15 protein-coding genes are annotated in these 22,970 nt (G+C 70.9%); 10 read left to right on the top strand and 5 right to left on the bottom strand.

Features of this window, described 5'->3' with window-relative positions; all coding sequences use genetic code 11:
• The first annotated feature begins 90 nt into the window (after positions 1-90).
• The 3 genes from MKK58_RS07025 to pdeM are packed head-to-tail and all read left to right on the top strand — an operon-like array spanning position 91 to position 4,358.
• The gene (locus MKK58_RS07025) at positions 91-1,053 is read left to right on the top strand and encodes an alpha/beta hydrolase (RefSeq protein WP_243911381.1); all 963 of its coding nucleotides are present in this window, start codon (positions 91-93) and stop codon (positions 1,051-1,053) included.
• Positions 1,050-3,602, top strand: coding sequence for a ligase-associated DNA damage response DEXH box helicase (locus MKK58_RS07020; protein WP_243911490.1), 2,553 nt, complete (start codon positions 1,050-1,052; stop codon positions 3,600-3,602). Before MKK58_RS07025 ends, MKK58_RS07020 begins: the two co-directional genes overlap by 4 nt.
• A gap of 42 nt (positions 3,603-3,644) precedes the next feature.
• Entirely contained in the window at positions 3,645-4,358 is a 714-nt protein-coding gene (gene pdeM, locus MKK58_RS07015) for a ligase-associated DNA damage response endonuclease PdeM (protein WP_243911380.1), read from the top strand.
• A 14-nt stretch (positions 4,359-4,372) separates the two neighbouring features.
• On the opposite strand, the gene MKK58_RS07010 is transcribed toward pdeM, so the two are convergent.
• Positions 4,373-4,810 (bottom strand): DUF3429 domain-containing protein, encoded by a 438-nt coding sequence (locus MKK58_RS07010; protein WP_243911379.1) that lies wholly within the window; start codon positions 4,808-4,810, stop codon positions 4,373-4,375.
• A 159-nt stretch (positions 4,811-4,969) separates the two neighbouring features.
• Entirely contained in the window at positions 4,970-8,251 is a 3,282-nt protein-coding gene (locus MKK58_RS07005) for a tetratricopeptide repeat protein (RefSeq protein WP_243911378.1), read from the bottom strand.
• Positions 8,252-8,528: 277 nt separating this feature from the next.
• Between MKK58_RS07005 and MKK58_RS07000 the strand changes: the two genes are divergently transcribed.
• From MKK58_RS07000 to MKK58_RS06990, 3 genes are all read left to right on the top strand, one after another.
• Positions 8,529-10,316 (top strand): acyl-CoA dehydrogenase C-terminal domain-containing protein, encoded by a 1,788-nt coding sequence (locus tag MKK58_RS07000; RefSeq protein WP_243911377.1) that lies wholly within the window; start codon positions 8,529-8,531, stop codon positions 10,314-10,316.
• A gap of 169 nt (positions 10,317-10,485) precedes the next feature.
• Complete coding sequence (locus tag MKK58_RS06995; protein ID WP_243911376.1) at positions 10,486-11,694, top strand: acetyl-CoA C-acetyltransferase; 1,209 nt, start codon at positions 10,486-10,488, stop codon at positions 11,692-11,694.
• Positions 11,695-11,795: 101 nt separating this feature from the next.
• Positions 11,796-12,302: a hypothetical protein gene (locus tag MKK58_RS06990; protein WP_243911375.1), complete on the top strand. Its 507-nt coding sequence runs from the start codon at positions 11,796-11,798 to the stop codon at positions 12,300-12,302.
• 30 nt (positions 12,303-12,332) lie between these two features.
• On the opposite strand, the gene MKK58_RS06985 is transcribed toward MKK58_RS06990, so the two are convergent.
• Positions 12,333-13,118, bottom strand: a complete 786-nt coding sequence (locus tag MKK58_RS06985) for an EAL domain-containing protein (RefSeq protein ID WP_243911374.1) — start codon at positions 13,116-13,118, stop codon at positions 12,333-12,335.
• Between the two features lie 117 nt (positions 13,119-13,235).
• Here MKK58_RS06985 and MKK58_RS06980 point away from each other — a divergent pair, with 117 nt between their 5' ends.
• Positions 13,236-15,440 carry a 3-hydroxyacyl-CoA dehydrogenase NAD-binding domain-containing protein gene (locus MKK58_RS06980; protein WP_243911373.1) on the top strand — a complete coding sequence of 735 codons (2,205 nt, stop codon included), beginning with the start codon at positions 13,236-13,238 and terminating at the stop codon, positions 15,438-15,440.
• A 388-nt stretch (positions 15,441-15,828) separates the two neighbouring features.
• Here the strand turns inward: MKK58_RS06980 and MKK58_RS06975 are convergent, their stop codons facing one another.
• Positions 15,829-19,269, bottom strand: coding sequence for a DUF3971 domain-containing protein (locus MKK58_RS06975; RefSeq protein ID WP_243911372.1), 3,441 nt, complete (start codon positions 19,267-19,269; stop codon positions 15,829-15,831).
• 157 nt (positions 19,270-19,426) lie between these two features.
• Between MKK58_RS06975 and MKK58_RS06970 the strand changes: the two genes are divergently transcribed.
• Complete coding sequence (locus tag MKK58_RS06970) at positions 19,427-19,894, top strand: peroxiredoxin (RefSeq protein ID WP_243911489.1); 468 nt, start codon at positions 19,427-19,429, stop codon at positions 19,892-19,894.
• 134 nt (positions 19,895-20,028) lie between these two features.
• Positions 20,029-21,252 carry a peptidoglycan DD-metalloendopeptidase family protein gene (locus MKK58_RS06965; protein WP_409565205.1) on the top strand — a complete coding sequence of 408 codons (1,224 nt, stop codon included), beginning with the start codon at positions 20,029-20,031 and terminating at the stop codon, positions 21,250-21,252.
• Between the two features lie 100 nt (positions 21,253-21,352).
• Here the strand turns inward: MKK58_RS06965 and prfB are convergent.
• A protein-coding gene (gene prfB / locus MKK58_RS06960; RefSeq protein WP_243911371.1) for a peptide chain release factor 2 occupies positions 21,353-22,481 on the bottom strand; the annotation gives its coding sequence in 2 pieces (ribosomal slippage) (positions 21,353-22,411 and positions 22,413-22,481; 1,128 coding nt in all).
• 108 nt (positions 22,482-22,589) lie between these two features.
• Here prfB and MKK58_RS06955 point away from each other — a divergent pair.
• Positions 22,590-22,967, top strand: coding sequence for a DUF2809 domain-containing protein (locus MKK58_RS06955; RefSeq protein ID WP_243911370.1), 378 nt, complete (start codon positions 22,590-22,592; stop codon positions 22,965-22,967).
• The last annotated feature ends 3 nt before the right edge of the window (positions 22,968-22,970 follow it).

Raw genomic sequence — 22,970 nt, 5'->3', positions numbered from 1 at the left:
TGGCACCGATGCCCGCGCGGTCCCATTCTAGGGTCTGCATTCGGATGCGCGCGTCGCGACGGCCGGCCTGACAATGAAACGAACGGATTCATGATCGACCACGCCCTGTTCGATCCGGCGATGATCGAACCGGAAACCAAGCGCCTGAATGCCGAGATCGTGGCCGCCCATGCCGCGCAGGGCGACCCGTGGTCGATTCCGATGACGGAGGTCCGCGCGCGCCGTCGCCAGGGCACGCAGGCTTCCCCGGCCATGCCCCGCAGCGCCCGGGCCGAGACCCTGACCATCGACGGGCCCGGTGGTCCGCTGAACTTACGCGTCATCCGCCCGAACCCCAAGAAGTGGGCGAAGCTGCGCGGCGCCTACCTGCACATCCATCGCGGCGGCTGGGTCTGGGGATCGGCCGACGAGCAGGACCCCTGGCTCGAGCGCATCGCCGACGTCTGCGGCTTCGTCTGCCTGTCGGTGGAATACCGACTGGCGCCGGAGCACCCCTATCCGGCGGCCCTCGAGGATTGCGAGGCGGCGGCGCTCTGGCTCGCTGGTCCGGGCAAGGCGGAATTCGGCGTCTCCGCGCTGACCATCGGCGGTGAATCAGCCGGCGCGCAACTCGCCGTGATGGTGCTCCTGCGCCTGCGCGACACGCACGGCCTGCCGCGCGCCTTCCGGGGCGCCAATCTCAACGCGGGCTTCTTCGACCTCGGCCTGACGCCGAGCGTGCGCAACTGGGGCGCGGAGCGCCTCGTGGTGAACACCGAGGACCTGACGCGCTTCGCCGACGTCTACGTGCGCGACGGCATCGATCGGCGCCGGCCCGACGTCTCGCCGCTCTACGCCAACCTGAAGGGCCTGCCCCCGGCCCTGTTCACGGTGGGGACGCACGATCCGCTCCTCGACGACACGCTCTACATGTCGGCCCGCTGGGCCGCGGCCGGCAATGGCGGCCACACCGCGATCTATCCGGGCGGGTGCCATGTCTTCGTGCGCTATCCCGGCGCGATGACGGAGCGCGCCCTCGAACTGATGGACCGGTTCCTGATGGCCCTGGCCTGAGCACGACGCCCGAGACCGCGACGCCCGAGACACCGCTGCCGGAGCGCTTCGCCGCCTGGTTCGCCGCGCGCGGCTGGGCGCCCCGACCGCACCAGCTCGAACTCCTCGCCCTCGTACGCGGGGGCCGATCCGCCTTGCTGGTGGCGCCCACCGGGGCGGGCAAGACTCTGGCGGGGTTCCTGCCGAGCCTGACGGCCCTCGCCGAGCGCCCGGCCTCGGCCAAGGCGCGCGGCCTGCACACGCTCTACATCTCGCCCCTCAAGGCCCTGGCGGTGGACATCGCCCGCAATCTCGAGGCGCCCATCGCCGAGATGGGCCTGTCCATCCGCGTCGAGACCCGCACCGGCGACACGCCCTCGCACAAGCGCACCCGGCAGATCGCGCGCCCGCCCGATATCCTGCTGACCACCCCGGAACAGCTCGCCCTGCTCATCGCCCACCGTGAAGCGGCCGACCTCTTCGCCGGCCTGTCCTGCGTGGTCCTCGACGAACTGCACGCCCTGGTCACCTCCAAGCGCGGCGACCTCCTGTCCCTGGCGCTGGCCCGGCTGCACCGCCTCAGCCCGGGGCTGACCGCGATCGGGCTGTCCGCGACCGTGCGCGAGCCGGACGAGTTGCGCCGGTATCTGGTGCCGCAGCATCCCGCCCCGCCCACGTCCCTCGTTGAGGGGAGCGGATCGGCGGTGGCGATGTCCGAACTCGTCGTCGTGCGGGGTGGCGCCGCGCCCGATCTCCACATGCTCGACACCGGCCTGACCCTGCCCCTCGCCGGCCACACCGCCTGGCAGGCCATGCCGGCGATCTACGACCTGATCGGCCGGCACCGCACGGTGCTGGTCTTCGTCAACACCCGCCTCCAGGCCGAGTACACCTTCCAGGAACTCTGGCGGATCAACGACGCGAACTACCCCATCGCCCTGCATCACGGCTCCCTCGACGCCACGCAGCGCCGCCGGGTCGAGGCCGCGATGGCGGCGGGGCAGCTGCGGGCCATCGTCTGCACCGCCACCCTGGACCTCGGCATCGACTGGGGCGACGTCGACCTCGTGGTGAACATCGGCGCGCCGAAGGGCGCGAGCCGGATCATGCAGCGCATCGGCCGGGCCAACCACCGCATGGACGAGCCGTCGAAGGCCTATCTGGTGCCGGCCAACCGCTTCGAGATGCTCGAATGCCAGGCCGCCCTCGACGCCGTGGAGGCCGCCGCTCAGGACACGCCGGACGCCCGCCTCGGCGCCCCCGACGTGCTGGCCCAGCACGTCCTCGGCATGGCCTGCGCCGACGCGTTCGACGCGAACCAACTCTACGACGAGATCGTCTCGGCCGCGCCCTATGCGACGCTGTCCTGGGAGGATTTCGAGGCGGTGGTCGATTACGTGGCCACCGGCGGCTACGCGCTGCGCGCCTACGAGCGCTTCGCCAAGATCCTGCGCGGGCCGGACGGCCTCTGGCGGGTGCGCGACGCGCGCATCGCCCAGCAATATCGGATGAACGTCGGCACCATCGTCGAGTCCGCCAAGGTCAAGGTGCGCCTCGCCCGGGGCGTGCGCGGCAAGCCCGGCGCGATCCTGCCCAAAGGTGGGCGGGTGCTCGGCGAGATCGAGGAGGATTTCGCCGACACCCTGACGCCGGGCGACACCTTCCTGTTCGCCGGCGAGGTCCTGCGCTTCGAGGGCCTGTCCGAGGACGAGGCCCTGGCGACCCGGGCCGGACCCGGCACAGACCCGGCCATCCCCTCCTACGCGGGGGCGAAGTTCCCGATCTCGACCTTCCTCGCCGCGCGGGTGCGGGCGCTCATCGCCGATCCGTTCGAATGGGACCGGCTGCCGCGGCAGGTCTCGGACTATCTTCTGCAGCAGCGCTCCCGCTCCGTCCTGCCCGGCCCAACCGGCCTGCTGGTGGAGACCTTTCCCCGCGCCGGGCGGTACTACCTCACGGCGTTCCCCTTCGAGGGCCGCCTCGCCCACCAGACCCTGGGAATGCTGCTGACCCGCCGCCTGGAGCGGGAGCGGATGCGGCCGCTGGGTTTTGCCGCCAACGATTACGGCATCGCCATCTGGCTCACCCGGGATGTCGGCGAGCGCATCGGCCGCGAGCCGGACTTTCTGGAAGCCCTGTTCGCCGAGGACATGCTGGGTGACGACCTGGAGGCCTGGCTCGACGAATCCGCCATGATGAAGCGCACCTTCCGGCAATGCGCGGTCATCGCCGGGCTGATCGAGCGGCGCTACCCGGGGCAGGCCAAGACCGGTCGTCAGGTCACGATCTCCACCGACCTCGTCTACGATGTGCTGCGCAAGCACCAGCCGGACCACCTCCTCCTGAAGGCCGCGCGCCAGGATGCGGCAACCGGACTCCTCGACGTGAAGCGCCTCGGTGTGATGTTGAGGCGCATCCAGGGGCGAATCATCCACAAGGCGCTCGATCGCGTCTCGCCCCTCTCCGTGTCCGTGATGCTCGAGATCGGGCGCGAGCGGGTCTACGGCGAGGGCGCGGACGAGATCCTGGCCGAGGCGGAAGCGCAGCTGCTCGAAGAAGCGCTGGGCTAAAGCGCGGTGAAGCGCCCTTTCCAAAAATCAGAGGATGCGGTTTTGGCGCTCGGCCAGAGACTTGAGAAGACCACCCGGGCCCCCGGCCTGACCCTCGCCGGAGAAACCCTTGCCCTCGACCTCTGCGGCGGCCTCTGGCTCGGCGCCCACCGGACCCTGATCGTGTCCGATCTCCACCTGGAGAAAGGCTCGGCCTATGCCGCGCGCTCGGGCCAGTTCCTGCCGCCCTACGACACCCGCGAGACCCTGGCCTGCCTGCACGAGGTGGTGGCCCGCCTCGACCCGGCACGCGTGGTGGCGCTGGGCGATTCCTTCCACGACGCGCGTGGGCCAGAGCGGATGGAGCCGGGCGACCGCGCCATGGTGGCGGCCCTGCAGGAGGGGCGCGACTGGGTCTGGATCTCGGGAAACCATGACCACGCCGTCACCGAGGGCGTCGGAGGGCGCTACGCCGAGACCCTGGCGCTCGGCAGCCTGACCCTGCGGCACGAGCCGACCGCCGACGCCCCCGAGGGCGAGGTCGCCGGCCACCTGCATCCCTGCGGCAAGGTCGCGATGCGCGGGCGGGCGGTGCGCCGGCGCTGCTTCGTCACCGACGGCAAGCGCCTGATCATGCCGGCCTTCGGCGCCTATGCGGGCGGGCTCAACGTCCGCAATCCCGTCTTCGAGCCGCTGTTCCCGGCGGGCTTCACGGCCCATCTCCTCGGTGACGGCCGCGTCTTCGCCATCGGCAAGGGGATGCTGAGCAAGGACTGATTAAGACCGCCCGTTCAGGCGGCCACCAGCAGGGAAGCGCCGGCGACCCCGGACAGGACGAGGCGCAGGCGCCCGAGCCAGACTGGGACGAGGCCGCGCCGGGGCAGGTCCTGATCGACGAGGCCCCAGGCCAGCACGAGGATGCCGAGGACCCGCAGGTCCCACGGGGCGGGCGCGGCCAGGGCCGCCCAGGCGACGAGGGAGGGCAGGATGGCGATGGCGTAGTCGGCGCCGCCCGAGCCCCGCGCGGCGGCCGCCCCCCAGCGGATGCCGCCGAGGAACGACGCGATGACGGCGCCGTAGGTGGAGAGCACGAGCCGGGGACTGAGGCCGATGGTGCCGAGCCCCGCATCCGTCCCGCTGACGGAGAGCAGGGCGAAGCCCAGGAACGGAATCAGGCCGGCGATCCCCAGGACGAGGGCGGCCGGTGGAACCGCTGTGACGCGCGCCATCGGGTCTCCAGGCTTGGTGGCCACCCCGGTCGGCGGCACGGACATCGGGAACGAGCGGCGGGCGTGACCTGCCCTTCGAAACCCCAACGCCTGGAAGTCCCGTCCGCTGCATCGCGAACGGGCGGCAGAAGCCCGCATGCCGGAGGGCGGGGGCGCCCCTCAGATGCGGCGCGCCGGGGGCGTTGCGCCGGGGCTCGGCGGTGGGGCGCCGAGGAGGCTCATCGTGTTCTCGACGGCGAATGGGGCCGGCGGCTCGTTCGCGGCCGGGTCCGGCACCCGGGCCTTGAAGGCGGCGACCTGCGCCTTCGCTGCGGCCAGCGCCTTCGGTTCGAGCTTGGCGGCCACGTCGTCCCGCTTCTTGGCCGCATCGCTGTCGCCCTGGGCCGAGGCGGCCGAGAACCAGAGGTAGGATTGTTCGAGATCCTGCTGGACGCCGAGGCCGCGCGCGTAGAGCACCGCGAGGTTGTACTGGCTGTCGCGCAGGCCGAACTCGGCGCCGCGCTTGAACCATTGCGAGGCCGTGGCGAAATTGGGCTTGCCGTTGGCGGCGGGGTTCTCGGCGTAGATCACCGCGAGGTTGTGCATGGCCCGCGCATTGCCGAGTTCCGCCGCGCGGCCGTACCAGAGCTTGGCCTGAGCGAGATCGCGGGGCAGGCCCACGCCCTTTTCGTGAAGGCTGGCGAGCTTGTACTGCGCCGGGGCGTAGCCGGAGGCGGCCACCTTTTCCAGAATCCGGGCAGCCAGGACGTTGTCCCGCGGCATGCCCCGGGCCTCGGAGGCGCGGGTCGCGAGGTCGTAGGCGGCGACCGCGTCCCCGTCGAGGGTGGCCTGCCGCAGCTTGCCGAGGGCGGGCGGCACCCCCGCGAGGTCGCCCGACAGGCTCGCGAGCCCAGGGACCTTCGGCGGCCCGGCCCGGTCCGGGCCCGTCTTCGCCGGGCTCGCCGGCATCGCGGCGCTGGGTGTGTCGGCGAGGGACTGGGTGGTCTGCGGTTCGACCGGCGGTTTCGCCTCGGGCGCCTTCACGGGGGCTGACGCGTCGCCGAGGGCCTGGGTGGTGGCGGGCGCGGTCTCGGTGGCCGGCGGCAGCGTCGCCGCCTCGGACATGGCCGGTGCCGCCTCGCCGGCCGACCGGCGGGCGTTCACGGCCTGGAGGGCGCCGAGGGCGAGGACGATGGCGGCCAGGCCGAGGAGCAGGGGCTTGCGGCGGCGGTCGATCTCGCTGCGCAGGCGTGCCAGGCGGCCCTCGCGCTCGGTCGCCTTGCCGGCGCCGCGGGCCTCGGGGGGATCGAGGGGAATGGACTGACCCGCCGCCTCCGCCTGGGCGGCCTGGGCGGCCCGGCGGGCGGCGGCGATGAAGCTCGTCTTGATGTCGCTGTCGGCGACGGCCGGCGCCTCGGCGGACTCGGTCTGGCGCTCACGGCCGGGCCGGGCGGCGCCGGGCTCCAGGGGCAGGTCGGGGCCGGTATGGAGCGCGGCGGGAATCGTGGGTCGGCTCCCCCGGGGCACCTCGCCGCGCGGTCCGGCCCGGTCAAGGGGCGCCCGCTCCGGATTGGCCCGCTCGGAGATCGGCTCGCGGCCCGTTCGGCCGGAGCCGGCCTCCCCTTCCAGGGTGCCGAGGCGGCCGACGAGGCGCTCCAGGGCCGAGTAGACACCGTTGAGGGTCGCCTGCATCCGCTGCTCGGACGCGACCTGATGCGCGCGCAAGTCGGCCAGACTCGCCCGCAGCAAACCGACTTCCTCGGGATCGGCGACGGCGCCGATGCTCTCCGCGACGGCGTTGCGGGCGGCGCGCTCCACCGCCGCCTCGATCGGCGCCTCGGCGCGCAGGGCCGACACCTGATCGAGGAGGTCGCTCATGGTGCGCTCGAGGCCGGCGAGGGCCGGATCGGCGTCGCGGGTGTCGATCCGCTGGGCGAGCGCCAGGACCTGCTGCTCCAGGGCGTCGAGGCCCTCGTCGCGGGGCCCCTCGCCGGTGCCGACCCGGTCGAGCTTGACCGTGAGGTCGTGCAGCATGCTCCGGATCGAGGCGAAATCTTCTTCCGGCGGCGCGGGGCGGCGCAGGGTCGCCCCGAGGTCCTCGAGACGGCCGATGAGGTCGCCCACCGGGTTGATGTGGACGCGCTCCACCTGCTCGGAGAGCACGTCGAGGCGGTGCAGGATGGCGTCGGACTGCGCCCCGGCGCTGATCGGCGCGCTGCCGCGCAGGGCGTCGAGCTTGGCGCCCATCTCCTGGATCTGCTCGCCGATCGCGGCATCGGGGCCGGAACGCAGTCCGCTGCGGATCTCCTCCAGCAGCGGGCGCAGCTCGGCGAGGCTCCCAGCCTCGCCCGGCTTGCCCTCGTGCAGCTGCGCGATCTGGGTGCTGATGGCCTGCAGGCCCGAGGCGAGGCTCTGGATGCGCTCGGGGCCGGCAAGGGAGCCGATGAGGCGACGGATCTCGTCGAGTTCCCGGAACAGGCCGCCGAGCACGTCCTGCTCGGCGAAGCCGGCCGGCGCGCTGTGCAGGGCCCCGTCCACCTTGGCGGCCAGGCGCTCCACGTCCGCCGCGACGCGGGCATGGACGTTCTCGGCCACGTCCTCGGCCAAGCGCGCGACCTGGACCCGGATCAGCTCGATGGGGGCCGCGATGGCGCCCAGGTCCGAGGGCGCCTGGGCGCGCTGCACGCCGGCCGCCAGGGCACGCATGGCCTGCTCCAGGGCACCGACGTCGCGGCCGCTGGCGAGGCCGCCGATGGATTCGCGCAGGCGCGAGGTCTCGCTCTGGAGTTCGGCGATGGCCGGGGAGCTGGCCCTGGGGGCTTGTCCCTCGGAGGCATGTCCTTCGGTTGCTCGCGCCTCCGGAGCCGTGCCCGCGGCGAGTTCGCGCTGGCGCTGGCGGATCTCGCTGACGGCGTCGCGGATCTCGGTCTCGGCGGCCCGGCCCCGGCGGCCGATGGGCCGCGGATGGGCGATCTGCGTGCCGATCTCGGTCATCCGGCGCTCGATCTCGGCGAGCCGCTCCACCAGCTCGGCCGGCGCGGCGGCGGGCTCGGCGGCAGCGCCGAGGCGCGCCTCGATCCCGGCGATCGTGCGGCTGGCCGCTTCCTGCGACGCCTGGCTCTCGCGGGTCATTCGCTGGTCGATGGCGTCGAGGCGCTGCATCATCTCGGACAGGGCCGCTTCGATCCCCGCCGCAGCGGGGGTCGGTGCCGATGTCGCTGCCGCTGCGGGTTCCGCCGCGACGGTCTGGGGAGGCGCGGCGGGTGGGACTTCAGCCGCGGCCGGCATCGGAGGCGACGGCTGACGCCGCTCCTCGGTCGCCGCGCGCGCGGCCGCGTCCGGGTCGACGATGGAGGCGATCCAGGTCTCGACGGGGATTCCGGCGCGCCGGGCCACGTCTCGGGCCGCCTCGAGCACGTCGGGATCGAAGCCTTCGAGGTTGAGCGTGGCGTTGCGTGTCATCGTCAAACCTGACTCGGCGAAGTCCGTGGCTCGATCCGGGCAAGGCCCCCACGCCAACGCGCATGAGGCGTTAACGGCAGATCGCATGTCCCCGACATTTGGTATTCTTGGTAAACACCCGGTTAAGGTCCCTGCGTCGGGCGGCGCGAACGCTGAGGGGCTCGTTCGAATCTTCTCCTTTGCGCCCGTCCAAAAATAGTTTAGATATGAACCATCAGGTGCGCCGGGGGCCGCAGGGCCGTCCAGGAACGCAACCGTTTCCGGGAGATGATGCGCGATGCCAAGCTACAAGGCACCGGTCGAGGACGTCCTGTTCCTGCTCAACGACGTGTTCGGGTTCCACCGCTACGACAACCTGCGCGGCTTCTCGGACGCCTCGCCGGACGTGATGGAGGCGGTGCTCAACGAGGGCGCCAAGCTCGCCGAGACGGTGCTCGCGCCCCTGAACGCCGTCGGCGACCGGGAGGGCTGCACCCGCCATCCCGACGGCAGCGTCACGACCCCGAAGGGCTTCAAGGCCGCCTACGACGCCTATGCGGGTGGCGGCTGGATGGGCCTGTCGATGCCCGAGGCCTACGGCGGTCAGGCCCTACCGCACACCCTCAACACCGCGATCCAGGAATTCGCCTCCGGGGCCAACCTGGCGCTCGGCATGTATCCGGGCCTGACCCAGGGCGCGATGGCCGCCCTCCTGGTGCACGGCTCGGAGGAGCAGAAGGCGCTCTACCTGCCCAAGATGGTGGAGGGCGCCTGGACCGGCACCATGAACCTCACCGAGCCGCATTGCGGCACGGATCTCGGCCTCCTGAAGACCAAGGCGGTCCCGAACGGCGACGGCTCCTACAGCCTCACCGGCACAAAGATCTTCATCTCGGCCGGCGAGCACGACCTCTCCGAGAACATCATCCACCTCGTCATCGCCCGCATCGAGGGGGCGCCGGCCGGGACCAAGGGCATCTCGCTCTTCGTGGTGCCGAAGTTCCTCGTGAACGACGACGGCTCGGTGGGCGCGCGCAACCCGGTCTCCTGCGGCTCCCTCGAGCACAAGATGGGCATCCATGGGAATTCCACCTGCGTGATGAACTACGACGGGGCGAAGGGCTGGCTGGTCGGCCAGGAGAATCGCGGCCTCAACGCGATGTTCGTCATGATGAACGAGGCGCGGCTCGCCGTCGGCGTCCAGGGCCTCGGCCAGTCCGAGGTCGCCTACCAGAACGCCGTCGCCTACGCGCGGGACCGGCTCCAGGGCCGTGCGCTCACCGGCGCCAAGGCGCCCGACAAGGCCGCCGACCCGATCATCGTCCATCCCGACGTGCGCCGCACCCTGATGGGCATCCGCGCCTTCAACGAGGCCGCCCGCGCCCTCGTGCTCTGGACCGCGCTTCAGGCCGATATCGGCCACCGCTCCGACGACGAGAAGCAGCGACAGGCGGCCGATGACCACATGGGCCTGATGACGCCCGTGGTGAAGGGCGTCCTCACCGACAAGGGCTTCGCCAACGCGGTCGAGGCCCAGCAGATGTTCGGCGGCCACGGCTACATCGAGGAATGGGGCATGTCGCAGTTCGTGCGCGATGCCCGCATCGCCATGATCTACGAGGGCGCCAACGGCATCCAGGCCATGGACCTCATCGGCCGCAAGCTGCCCAAGGACGGCGGCCGCGCGATGATGAGCTTCCTCGGCGAGGTCCAGACCTTCATCAAGGACCACGGCGAGGACGACGGCATGAAGCCCTTCGTCGCCCCCCTCCAGGCCGGTTTGAACGACCTGCAGGGCGCCACCATGTGGTTCATGCAGAACGCCTTCTCGAAGCCCGACAACGCGGGCGCGGGCGCCACCGATTACATGCACCTCCTCGGCCTCGTCGCCATGGGCTACATGTGGGCGCGCATCGCGAAGGCGGCCCTCGCCCGTCAGGCCGAAGCCGCTTCCGAGGCGATGGCCGCCAAGCTCGTGGTCGGCCGCTTCTACATGGAACGGATGCTGCCGGAGACCGCAACCCGGCTGGTCCGGATCAAGGCCGGATCGGAAACCACGATGGCGCTCAGCGCCGAGGCGTTTTAGACCGGCACGACGCCCCCCTCCTCCCCCTTGCGGGGAGGAGCCGGAGGTGGGGGTCGTTGGGCGACCCTCCGTCGGCCGAGGCTGGCGGCGCCACCCCCACCCCTGACCCCTCCCCGCAAGGGGGAGGGGGAATGCCCGCGCCGCCAGGGTCAAGAGAACGAGGACACGCATGCCCGAGGCCTTCATCTACGACCACGTCCGTACCCCCCGGGGACGCGGCAAGCCCGACGGCGCACTGCACGAGGTGACGGCGCTTCGCCTCGCCGAGGTGGCCCTGCGCGCCCTGAAGGACCGCAACGCCCTCGACACGCGCCGCGTCGACGACGTGGTCTTGGGCTGCGTCGATCCGGTGGGCGAGGCCGGGGGCGACATCGCCCGCGCGGCCGCGCTGGTGGCCGATTACGGCACGCACGTGCCGGGCGTGCAGATCAACCGCTTCTGCGCGTCGGGCCTCGACGCGGTGAACTTCGCCGCCGCGCAGGTCATGGCCGGCCAGCACGACATGACGGTGGGCGGCGGCGTCGAGTCGATGAGCCGCGTGGGCCTGGGCGCCTCCGGCGGGGCCTGGCCGGTGGACCCGGCCATCGCGATCAAGTCGTGGTTCATGCCCCAGGGCGTCTCGGCCGATCTCATCGCCTCGAAATACGGCTTCTCCCGCGACGATTGCGACGCCTACGCGGTCGAGTCGCAGAAGCGCTCGGCCGCCTCCTGGGCCGAGGGGCGCTTCGCCGACGCGGTGGTACCCGTGCGCGACATCAACGGAATCACGCTGCTTGCGCACGACGAGCACATGCGGCCCTCCACCGACATGCAGTCACTGGGGCAGCTCAAGGCCTCCTTCGTACAGATGGGCCAGATGGGCGGCTTCGACGCCGTGGCGATCGACGCGCATCCCGACGTCGAGACCGTCAACCACGTCCACCATGCGGGCAATTCGTCGGGGATCGTCGACGGCGCCGCCGCGGTGCTGATCGGTTCGCGCGAGGCCGGCGATGCCGCGGGCCTCAAGCCGCGCGCCCGCATCCGCGCCTTCGCCAATATCGGCTCGGACCCGGCCCTGATGCTCACCGGCCCGGTGGACGTGACGAAGAAGGTCCTGGCCCGCGCCGGCATGAGCCTGTCCGACATCGACCTGTTCGAGGTCAACGAGGCCTTCGCCGCCGTGGTGCTGCGCTTCCAGCAGGCCTTCGACGTCGACCCGGCCCGGATCAACGTCTGCGGCGGCGCCATCGCCATGGGCCATCCGCTGGGGGCCACCGGCGCCATGATCCTCGGCACCGTGCTCGACGAACTGGAGCGCACCGGCAAGGAGCGCGCCCTGGTGACCCTGTGCATCGGCGCCGGCATGGGCACGGCCACCATCATCGAGCGGGTGTGAGGCCGGGTCGCCTCCCCATCCCTTCTGCGATGGGGTAGACGGCGGCGCCCGCCGTCGCCCGGCGGTGGGCTCACAAGAAGACTTTCGAGGACAACGCCACGATGACGCGCCTGCTCGCCACCCTCTGCCTGACCACGGCCCTGTGCCTGCCGATCACAGCTCGCGCCGACGATGCCGCCGACCGGATCGCCGCGGCCAAGGACCTCGTCCAGAAAACGACGCTGAAGAACCTGGAGGTCGGCTTCACCGGCGCCCTGGAGAAGACCGTGGCACCCATGAAGGAAGACAAAGCCGATGCGGTCCGCAAGGAGATCCGCGCCGAGTTCGACAAGCAGCGCGAGACCATGCTAGACGGCCTGTCGAAGGCCTATGCGGAGAAGTTCAGCCTCGACGAGCTGAAGCACCTCTCCGACATCTACGGCGACAAGACCTACCAGAAGTTCCAGGCCATCAACGCCGATCCGGCCTCCACCGTGACGGCGGTCTCTCAGGCCTCGGTCACCAAGCTCCTGAACATGCTGGCGATCGCGGCGGCCGGCGACTCGGTGGCCAACGGCGCCCCGGGCGCGCCCGGTGCGCCGATGCCGATGCCGATGCCGGCACGCTGAGGCGGTTCGGCGGGCGCTCCGATGGCCGCTTCAAGCCACAAGCGCGTGGTCGTACCCGCCCGCCGGAAAGCCCGCCACCGGCGGGAGCGCCTCCAGATGCGGCTTGGCGAAGTGATAGCCCTGGAACAGCGTCGCGCCGAGGCCGCGCAGGGTCTCGAGCTCAGAGGCCGTCTCGACCCCTTCGGCGATCACCGCGATGCCGAGGGAACCGGCGATGCCGATGATGCCCGCCACGATGACCTGGCGGCGCCGGTCGGTGTCGATGCCGCGCAGGAGGTCCATGTCGATCTTGATGAGGTCCGGCTGGAAGTTCGCCAGCAGGCTCAAGCCCGCGAAACCCGCGCCGAAATCGTCGAGCGCCGTCAGGAAGCCCTGTCGGCGATACTCGGAGACGATGCGCGAGACGTGGGCGGTGTCGCGGAACTTCTCGTTCTCGGTGAACTCGAACATGATCCGGTCGTGGGCGAAGCCCGCCCTGCGCGCCGCCTCCAGGGACGAGCGGATGCAGGCCGCCGGCTCGTAGACGGCGTTCGGCATGAAGTTGATCGACAGGCGCGTCGCGTCGTCGGCGGGAAAGAGGCGGCCGGCGAGCTCGATCGCCTTCACCCGCGCCGCCTGGTCGAACCGGTAGACCGTCTCCGGGGTGACGCGCCCGAGGATGGAGGCGGCGGATTCGCCGCCCGTGCCGCGCACCAGGGCCTCGTAGCCCCAGACGCGGTGCGCGGCGAAGTCGAGGATCGGCTGAAAGGCCATCGTGAAGGTGAAGTCGAGGTCGGCGCCATCGCGGCAGCCCTGGCAGCCGATCCGTCCGGTCATGGTCTTGTCCTGTCGCAGCGATGTGCTTCCTGGCAATCCGGGATGCACACGCAAGTTTTGAGATTGGCTTAAGCGCTTCCGCCGAAGCCCTAACCGCCGCCAACCCGAGGATCAGCGATGAATCTCACCAATTTCCGTCTTGAGACCGATGCCGACGGGATCGCGCTGGCGACCTGGGACATGCCGGGTCGCTCCATGAACGTCTTCACCGACGCGGTGATGGACGAGCTCGGCCAGGTGGTCGACGCCGTGGTGGCGGACGCAAGCATCAAGGGCTGCGTCATCGTCTCCGGAAAAGAGAACTATTCCGGCGGCGCCGACCTGACGATGCTCCAGGGCCTCGGGCGCGCCTACGAGTCGCTCAAGGCCGAGCGCGGCGAGGAGGCGGCGATGCGCCACTTCTTCGAGGAATCGCGGAAGCTGACCCTGGTGTTCCGCAAGCTCGAGACCTGCGGCAAGCCCTTTGCGGCGGCGGTGAACGGCATCTGCCTCGGCGGCGCCTTCGAACTCGCGCTCTCCTGCCATTACCGGGTGCTCTCCGACGATCCGAAGACCCGCGTCGGCCTGCCCGAGATCAAGGTCGGCCTGTTCCCGGGCGGCGGCGGCACCCAGCGTGTCGCGCGCCTGATGCAGACGGGCGACGCTCTCCAGATGCTGTTCAAGGGTGAGCAGATCCGTCCCCTGATGGCGAAGAACATGGGCCTCGTCCACGAGGTCGCGGGCCGGGAGGAGATCGTCGCCAAGGCCAAGGCCTGGATCGCGGCCGGCGGCTCGGCCGTGGCGCCCTGGGATCAGCCGAAGTTCAAAGCGCCGTCCGGCAAGGTCTATTCGCCGGCCGGCATGATGATCTGGCCGCCGGCCAACGCCATCTACCGGCGCGAGACGCACGACAACTACCCCGCCGCCAAGGCGATCCTGGCCTCGGTCTACGAGGGTCTGCAGCTGCCGATGGACCAGGCCCTGCGCGTGGAGAGCCGCTACTTCGCCCATATCCTGCGCACCAAGGAGGCGGCGGCGATGATCCGCACGCTGTTCCTTTCCATGGGCGAGCTGAACAAGGGCGCGCGCCGCCCGAAGGACGTGCCGGCCACCAAGGTCAGCCGCGTCGGCGTCGTGGGCGCTGGCTTCATGGGGGCGGGCGTCGCCTATGTCAGCGCCAATGCGGGCATGGAGGTCGTTCTCGTCGACCAGTCCCTTGAGGCGGCCGAGAAGGGCAAGGCCTACGCCCACAAGCTCGTCACCGATCAGATCAACAAGGGCCGGGCCAAGACCGCCGACCGCGACGCGCTGCTCGCCCGCATCACAACGAGCGCCGACTACGCCGATCTCGGCGCCTGCGACCTCGTCATCGAGGCGGTGTTCGAGGATCCGAAGGTGAAGGCCGACGTCATCGCCAAGGTCGAGGCCGTGATCCGGCCGGAGACGATCTTCGCCTCCAACACCTCCACCCTGCCGATCACGGGCTTGGCCGAGACCTCGGCCCGGCCGGAACAGTTCGTCGGCATCCACTTCTTCTCGCCGGTGGAGAAGATGATGCTCGTCGAGATCATCAAGGGCGACCGGACCGGCGACGCGGCGCTGGCCACCGCCCTCGACTATGTCCGGGCGATCAAGAAGACCCCGATCGTGGTCAACGACGCGCGCGGCTTCTTCGCCAACCGCTGCGTCGGCGCCTACCTGCTCGAGGGCCACAAGATGCTCAACGAGGGCATCCCGGCGGCGATGATCGAGAATGCCGGCCGCCAGGCGGGCATGCCGGTCGGCCCGCTCTCGCTCACCGACGAGGTCGCGGTCGACCTCGCCCTGAAGATCGTCAAGGCGACCGAGGCGCAGCTCGGGGCCGAGAGCATCGACCCGGCCCAGAAGGCCCTGCTCACCACCCTCGTCGAGGGCGAGGGCCGCCTCGGCCGCAAGAACAAGCGCGGCTTCTACGATTATCCCGAGGGCGCACCCAAGCGCCTGTGGCCCGGCCTCGCCGGCCTTCAGGCGACCAAGGTCGATCCCGACGCGGTCGATTTCGCCGAGCTGAAGCAGCGCCTCCTCGTGGTGCAGGCCCTGGAAGCCGCCCGCACCGTCGGCGAGGGCGTCGTCACCGATCCCCGCGAGGCGGATGTCGGCTCGATCCTTGGCTTCGGCTTCGCGCCCTTCACGGGGGGCGCCCTGTCCTACATCGACTTCATGGGCGCCCAGGCCTTCGTGGCGCTGGCGCAAGGGCTGGAGGCCAAGCACGGCCCGCGCTTCGCCGTGCCCGAGAACCTCCTCGACATGGCCGCGCGCGGGGGGACGTTCTACGGCGACGCGGCGGCGAAAAAGGCGGCCTGACGCAGAGTTCTGGCGTTTCTCCGTCGCCGGCTGATCCTCTCCTCGAGGAAGGGAGCAGCCTGTCGCGCAAAGCCGATCGAAGACAATCGACCGAAAGCGGTATCACACTGCTCCGAATTTCCTCCGAAACGCCTTGACACCCACCCCTGTCATTCCGGGGCGCCGCAGGCGAACCCGGAATCTAGATCCGCTGCGGTGGCAGGATGAAGCCGTTTCGGCGGATCTGGATCCCGGGTTCCGCTGCGCGGCCCCAGGATGAAGGCTCTGGAGCGACGAGCGATCGCACCGGGCGAAATGCGTGAATCCGGTAGCCCGGATGGGGGAGAGGTTCTGCAAGGGGGGAGCGTGCCGTCGCGTTTCGCGAAGCGAGGTCCGCCCCCGAAATCCCTCAGCGTTCCGTCTCGGCCGGCAGCGTCGCGCCCGCGACGCCGTCGTTGCCGCCGCCCGCGCTGAAGAGCTTGCGCAGGATGCCGGGGGCCAGCGCCGAGAGCGGGTTGACGCTGACATCCGGCTTCGAGAGCCGGCCCGAGACCCGGAAGTTCAGGGCGAACAGGCCTTCGTTGCGGCCGCCCCCGAGCAATTGTCCGAGGATCGGCAGCTGCGAGACGACGTTGTTCAGGCCGTAGAGGGGCACGAAGGTGCCGTTGATGTCGGTGCGTTCCTTGGCGGTGTCGAGGAACCCCGTCATGGTGAAGCCCATGGCGGGGTTCGAGATCGCGGCGTCGCTGATGTCGATCCGGGTACCCGTGCGGGTGAAGATCGCCCGCAGCCGGTCGAACTCGACGTCGTTGCCGGCGTTCTGCACCACATACTTGCGGCCCCGGGAATCCACCGCCTCGCTGGTGGCCGGCCCCTGCGCCACGATGCTCGACAGGGCGGGCTCGTTGCGCAGGACGAAGTTGCGGATCTGCACGGAGCCCGGCTGCGGCCCGTCGCTGAGGGCGCTCGTCATGACGAGCTTGCCGCCGTACATGCGCTTGTAGATGTCGGCGAAGCGCAGGGTCGAGCCGGCATCGAGGGTCTCGATGGTGATGCTCGCGGCGCCGCGCTCGCCGTGCGTGACCTGGGCGCTGAAGGGTGCGCCGGTGAACTTGCCCTGGAGGCGCCCGCTGCGGATGTCGCGCCCGCGTAAGCTGACCTTGGCGCTGGCATTGGTCAGGGCCTCGCCGTTGAAGCCCGTGAGGATGCCGAGGCTGACATCGGCGTCGATGTCCTTCGGCGCGCCGTCGCGGCCGCCCTTCCCCTCCGGGCCCGTCAGGCCGCGCAGGAACGGGCGCGCATCGCCCACCGCGCCCTTCACAGAGACGCGGTAGCCGTTGCCGCTGCGCTCCGCCTGCACGCGCATGTCGTCGCCGGGCGAGAGCTTCAGGGTGGTGAGGTCGGCGCGCTCGAAGCCGCCCTCCCCGCTCAAGGTCGCGCTGCCGCGTACGGTGACGGGCGCGGCGTCGAGGCTGAGGTCGCGCAGGTCGAGGCCGCCGTTGGCGCCCTCCACCACCGTGAAGCTTGCGCGGCCGGGCTTGCCGGCCGCCTTGATGAAGCCGGGCAGAAGCCCGTCGCTGGCGGCGCGGACGAGGTCCGCCTCCACGCGGATCGGCGGCTTGCCCCCCCGCCCGAAGGGTACATTGATCCTGACAGGAATCGTCCCCGAGAGCTGCGGCGCGACGGGCAGGCCCTTGCGCGCCCGCAGGGCCTCGTCGAGGGCCAGCGACACGTTGAGCTCGCCCGGCGCGCCGGCCTTGGGCTGGCGCAGGTCCACCGTCAGGGGCGAACCCATCACCCGCGCGTCGCCCTTCAGGGTGAACGCGCCCCGGTCGTACGAGACCGCGAAGCGTCCGGCCTCCAGGCGCTCCTTGCCGAAGGCCTTGTCCATGGCGATGTCGGCGAGCGTGCCCGAGATGGTGACGGGCAATTCGGCCAGATCCGGGATGTGCTTGAGGTTGAGGGGAAAGTCGATGCGCAGGTCGGCGCTGCCCTTCACCGCCGCTGGATCGAGGTCGAGCCCGGTGAGGTTCTTGAACATCTTCGTCTGCAGCATCGAGACCAGGGCGTCGGCCCCGCCGCCGAGGCGCAGGCCGATCTGGGCCACCACCGAATCCGGTGCGATCTTCGGGATCACGAAGGATCCGTCCGCGATCGAGAGGATGCGGTTGTCCGGCATCCGCAGGTCGGCGGTGACGTTGCGGATCGTGGTGGTCTGTCCGGTGATGGTGCCGGTCACCCGGCCCTTCGTGAGGGGCGGCGCGTCGGGCGCCACCGCCAGGGTGGCGTCCGAGACCGTGAAGTCGATATGCACCGCGTTGTCGGGCATCGGCTCGCCCCGCGTCGCGGCGGCGAGTTCGGGTCCGCTCATGTCCACCGTGATGTCGACGGAATCGGCGGTGCCGGAGCGCAGGTTGTCCACGAGGTAGTTGCGCGCGGGCGGCGCCACGTGCTCCGGCCAGAGCCTCAGGGCCATCCGGGCCCCCGTGCGGGCGGCGGTGATCCGCAGGGTCAGGCCGTCGTCGTCGGCGGTGGTGCCCAGCGTGCCGGTGATCTGCCCGCTGGCGGCACCCGCCTTCACGGTGAAGTCGTCGATGACGACGCCGCCGGCCTTGCCGGTGAGGTGGGCCGAGACCGCGTCGAGGGTGACGGGCTTGTCCCCCGCATTGGCGCCGCGCAGCACCGCGTTCTCGCCCGCGAGCTGCAGCGTCCAGGCCGCGTCCGAGCCGGCGGGGCCCGCGAGCCAGGCGCCGGTGAGGTGCACGGCGTTGCCGGCACCGCGATAGTCGAGGCCGTCGAGCCGCATCGCCCGCTTGCCCTCGTCCCAACTCACCAGGGCCTTCAGGCTGTCGATGGTGACGGGGTTGAAGTCCTTCTCCTCGATGAGGACGTTGCCGCCGCCGGTGCCGATCTCGGCCGTCATGGTCTCGATGCGGCCGGCATCGATGGCGACGTCCGCCTTGGCGGAGAGCTTCAGGTCGGTCTCCACCGGCAGCTTCGACTGGCCGGAGAGGAGCAACAGATCGTTGATCGGCAGGTCGTCGAGGGTGATCGTGCCGGTGCGGCGGGTGCCGCCGGCCTCGTGCAGGGTGCCGCCGAAGCGCCACTCGCCGTGCGGCCCGTCGATGCGCAGCTCGAACACCCGGGCGTCCCGGGTGGCGTCGCGCCGGAACAGGCCGTTGACGTGCTCGAAGACCGCCCGCTGGCGGGCGTCGTCGTCGATCAGGGTCAGCCGCCCGTTGGTGATCCGGGCCCGGTCGAGGGCGCCCACGATGCCGGCGGAATCGAGCACCACGCCGAAGATCGAGGCGACGCTCGCGGAGATCGGCGAGACCTTGCCGAGCGCCGCGTCCACGCTCGGCAGGGTGTGGGGCTGGACGGTCCCGGCCTGCTGGGTGTCGGAGGCTGCGAAGGCAATGCTGCCGTCGCGGTGGACCAGGGCGGTCATCTGCAGGTCGCGGAACTCGATGGCGCGGGGCTTCACCACGAGGCGCAGGAGCCCCCAGGTGTCGAGGCTCACCACGGCCTGGGGCGCGCGCACCACGAGGGCGCCTTCGGGGTTGCGGATGTCGAGCCCCGCCACGCGCAGGGCCAGGGATTGCTCGGAATCGATCTCGAGGGCGCTGTCGCTGAGCGCGACGCGCCAGCCCGGGCCGATGCTGCCCGCGATGGCCGCGGCGACCCGCTCCGACATGCCGTCGATGCGCAACGGCCCCGAGCTGAGGCGCGCGATGAGGCCGCCGACGGCGAGGACGAGACCAAGCACGAGGGCCGCCGCGATCCAGAGCAGCGGACGCCGCCGCGCGGCCGGCCGCGCGGGTCCCAAACCTGTGGCCGTTTCCTGGTCCATCAATCCTTGTGCCGCTGGATCGGAACGTCCCCTCGGGCTATCGAGCGGCTGTCCTTGAGGGTTTCAGCTTCCGGTGCCGTTCGTTCGTCGCGGGCGGTCGGCCTCGCCACGGTGCAACCCGAGAGGCACACTATCAATCGGCCGAAAGGAAGGCATGATGCCCCTCGATACCGGAGATCAGGCCCCCGACTTCACCCTGGCGGGTGCCGGCGGGGAGACGATCAGCCTCGCCGCCCTGAAGGGCCGCAAGGCCGTGCTCTACTTCTATCCCAAGGACGATACGAGCGGTTGTACCCTGGAGGCGCAGGGCTTCAACGCCCTCGGCTCCGACTTCGCGGCGGCTGACGCCATCGTGATCGGGGTCTCGCCGGACTCCGTGAAGAGCCACGACAAGTTCCGGGAAAAGTACGGCCTCACCTTCCCGCTCGCCTCCGACGAGGGCAAGGCGATGCTGGAGGCCTACGGGGTCTGGGTCGAGAAGAGCATGTACGGGCGCAAGTACATGGGCGTGGAGCGCACCACCCTACTGCTCGACCGCGTGGGCCGCATCGCCCGGATCTGGCCGAAGGTGAAGGTCCCGGGCCATGCCGAGGAGGTCCTGGCCGCCGCGCGCGCCCTCCCGTGACGCCTGGTCGCCCAGGGAGCCCACGGGGTCCCGCCCCCTCGGCGGCTCGCGCGCTCTTGGCGTTTCGCGCTCTTTTGGCGGTTCGTTAACTCTGATTCCGGCAAGGTGGCGCGGTGGATCAGGTCACCCGTCCCATGAGAACCTCCCCTCGACCGTCCAGCGCCAAGGCGGTCCGTCCGCCGGTTCCCGCCGCGTCCCTGCGCCCGCGCCTCATGGCCGGAGCGCTGGCCCTGGCCACCCTCTGGGCCGGCGGGGCGACCTACTACCTCGTCTTCCACGACGAGGTGCTGGCCCGCTTCGTCTCGCAGCAGAGCGCCCTCCAGTACGGCTACGAGGAGCGGATCGGCGCCCTGCGCCTTCAGCTCGATCGGGCCGCCCTGGAACAGGCCTCGGTCCGCGAGCGCATCGCCCAGCGCATGGCGGAGCTCGGCCAGCGCCAGGCCGCCCTGGAAGCCCGGCAGGCGCAGCTCGCCGGCCTCGCGGGTGAGCCGGGCGTCGCTCCGCCGCTCGCCTTGCCGGTTGCTTCGCCCGTCGCCGAGGAGACCGCCACGGACGAGCCGGCGCCGCGCGGCGCGGGCGCCAAGCCCTTCCCGACGCCCGAGACCCTGGAACTGCGCACCCGCGACGATGCGATTCCGGGCCGCCAGTCCACCCGCAGCGTCGAGACCCACATGGCCGTGCTGGAGAAGCGCCTCGACGGCCTCGCCCAAGCCCAGACCTACCTCCTCGACGGCATCGGCGTGAGCGCCGGGCGGGGCGCCCAGCGCCTGCGCGGCCTCGTCGCCCGCCTCGGCCTCGACCCGGCCCGCTTCGAGCGCGGCCGGGACCGAGGCCGGGAGTCTGGCCTCGGCGGTCCCCTCGTGCCCCTGACCGGCGACGCCTTCGGCGCTGCGATGGCGCAGGCCCAGCGCAGCCTCGCCGAGACGGCGCGTCTGCGCCGCATCGCGGCCGCGCTACCGATCCGCCGGCCCCTCTCCGGCGAGATCAGCCTGTCCAGCACCTTCGGCGCCCGCCTCGATCCGTTCACCCGCGGCTACGCCATGCACACCGGCATGGACATGCGGGCGGAGACCGGGGAGCCGGCCCGCGCCACGGCGGCCGGGCGCGTGACCCTGGCGGATTACAACGGCGGCTACGGCAACATGGTGGAGGTCGACCACGGCCACGGTCTGGTGACCCGCTATGCCCACCTCTCGGCCTTCGACGTCACGCCCGGTCAATGGGTCGAGCCCGGCAACATCGTCGGCCGCGTCGGCTCAACCGGCCGCTCGACGGGGAGCCACCTGCATTACGAGACCCGGATCGACGGCGAGCCAGTGGACCCGCAGCGCTTCCTGCGGGTCGCCGACGCGCTCTGAGTGGCCTGGCTCGATCCCCTTCCCCCTTGTGGGGAGGGTTTAGGGGTGGGGGTGGTTCCGCCGGCCGCTGCCGCTTGCGGGTCACCCAGGAGCATCCGCCCTAATCGATGTCTTCCACCACATCCGCCCCGCCATAGACCCGCTGGGCCAGGGAGGCTTCCATGAACGGATCGAGGGAGCCGTCCAGCACCGCGTCCGGGTCCGTCGATTGCGTGCCCGTGCGCAGATCCTTGACCAGCTGATACGGCTGCAGGACGTAGCTTCGGATCTGGTGGCCCCAGCCGATATCGGTCTTGGCGGCGGCCTCGGCGCTGGCCTTCTCCTCCCGCTTCTTCAACTCGGCCTCGTACATGCGGGCGCGCAGCATGTTCCAGGCGGTGGCGCGGTTCTTGTGCTGCGAGCGCTCCTGCTGGCAGGCCACCACGATGCCAGTCGGAATGTGGGTGATGCGCACCGCCGAATCGGTGGTGTTCACGTGCTGGCCGCCCGCGCCCGACGACCGGTAGGTGTCGATGCGGCAGTCGGATTCCTTGATCTCGATCTCGATCCGGTCGTCGATGACGGGATAGACCCAGACGCTGGCGAAACTGGTGTGGCGGCGTGCGCTCGAATCGTAGGGCGAGATCCGCACCAGCCGGTGTACGCCCGACTCGGTCTTGAGCCAGCCATAGGCGTTGTGGCCCTTGATCAGGAGCGTGGCGCCCTTGATCCCGGCCTCGTCGCCGTCCGACCACTCGACGATCTCGACCTTGTACTTCCGGCGCTCGGCCCAGCGGCCATACATGCGCTGGAGCATGTTGGCCCAGTCCTGGCTCTCGGTACCGCCCGCGCCCGAATGCACTTCGAGGTAGGTGTCGAAGCCGTCGGCCTCGCCGGAGAGCAGGGTCTCGATCTGGCGGCGCGCGGCCTCCTTCTCGACGGCGCGCACGCCGGCCTCGCCTTCCTGGATGCTGGCCTCGTCGCCCTCCATCTCGCCGAGCTCGATCAGCGTGTGAGCGTCCTCGAGGTCCTGGGAGAGCTTCTTGATCGCGTTGACGGCGTCATCGAGCTGGGTGCGCTCGCGCATGACCTTCTGGGCCGCCTCGGCGTCGTTCCAGAGTTCGGGGTTCTCGGAAGCCGCGTTCAGCTCCGCGAGGCGTTTCTCGACGGTATCCCAGTCAAAGATGCCTCCTCAGCAGTCCGATCGACTGCTTGGCGGCATCCGAGAGTTGTTCGATCTCGGCGCGCATCTGGTGTTTCGGGCTCGTGTTTTCGGGGTGTGGGACCGGGTGATACCGGGACGCCCCGGTGGTGTAAACGGCCTGCGGCCCCGCCCCGCTCCCCGGAATGCTGACCCGATGACACACGCTGCGCGCGTTCGGCTCCGCCTCCTGGCCTTCACCGTCGCGGCGATCGCCGCCGGCCTGAGCCTGCGTCTCTTGCCCCTCGGCCTGCCGTGGTGCGTGACGAAGTGGGGCGGCTCGGTGCTCTGGGGCGCGATGGTCTACGGAACCGTCGGGCTGGTCCTGCCGCATCCGCGCCGGCGCATCGTGGCGCTGGCGGCCCTGATCGCGGTGGCGGTGGAGTTCTTCCGGCTGGTGCACATGCCCGGCCTCGACGCTTTCCGGCTGACGCTGGCCGGCAAGCTCCTGATCGGTCGGGTTTTCGCGCCCCTCAACCTCGTCGCCTACGCGGGCGGCATCCTCGCCGCCCGCCTCGCCGACCGGCGGGGCTAGCGC

Origin of the sequence: Methylobacterium sp. J-078, from assembly GCF_022829285.1 — a bacterium.
Taxonomy (GTDB): Bacteria; Pseudomonadota; Alphaproteobacteria; order Rhizobiales; family Beijerinckiaceae; genus Methylobacterium.
Note: the sequence above shows the minus strand (reverse complement) of the source record. Positions and strands in the feature narration are given on the sequence as shown.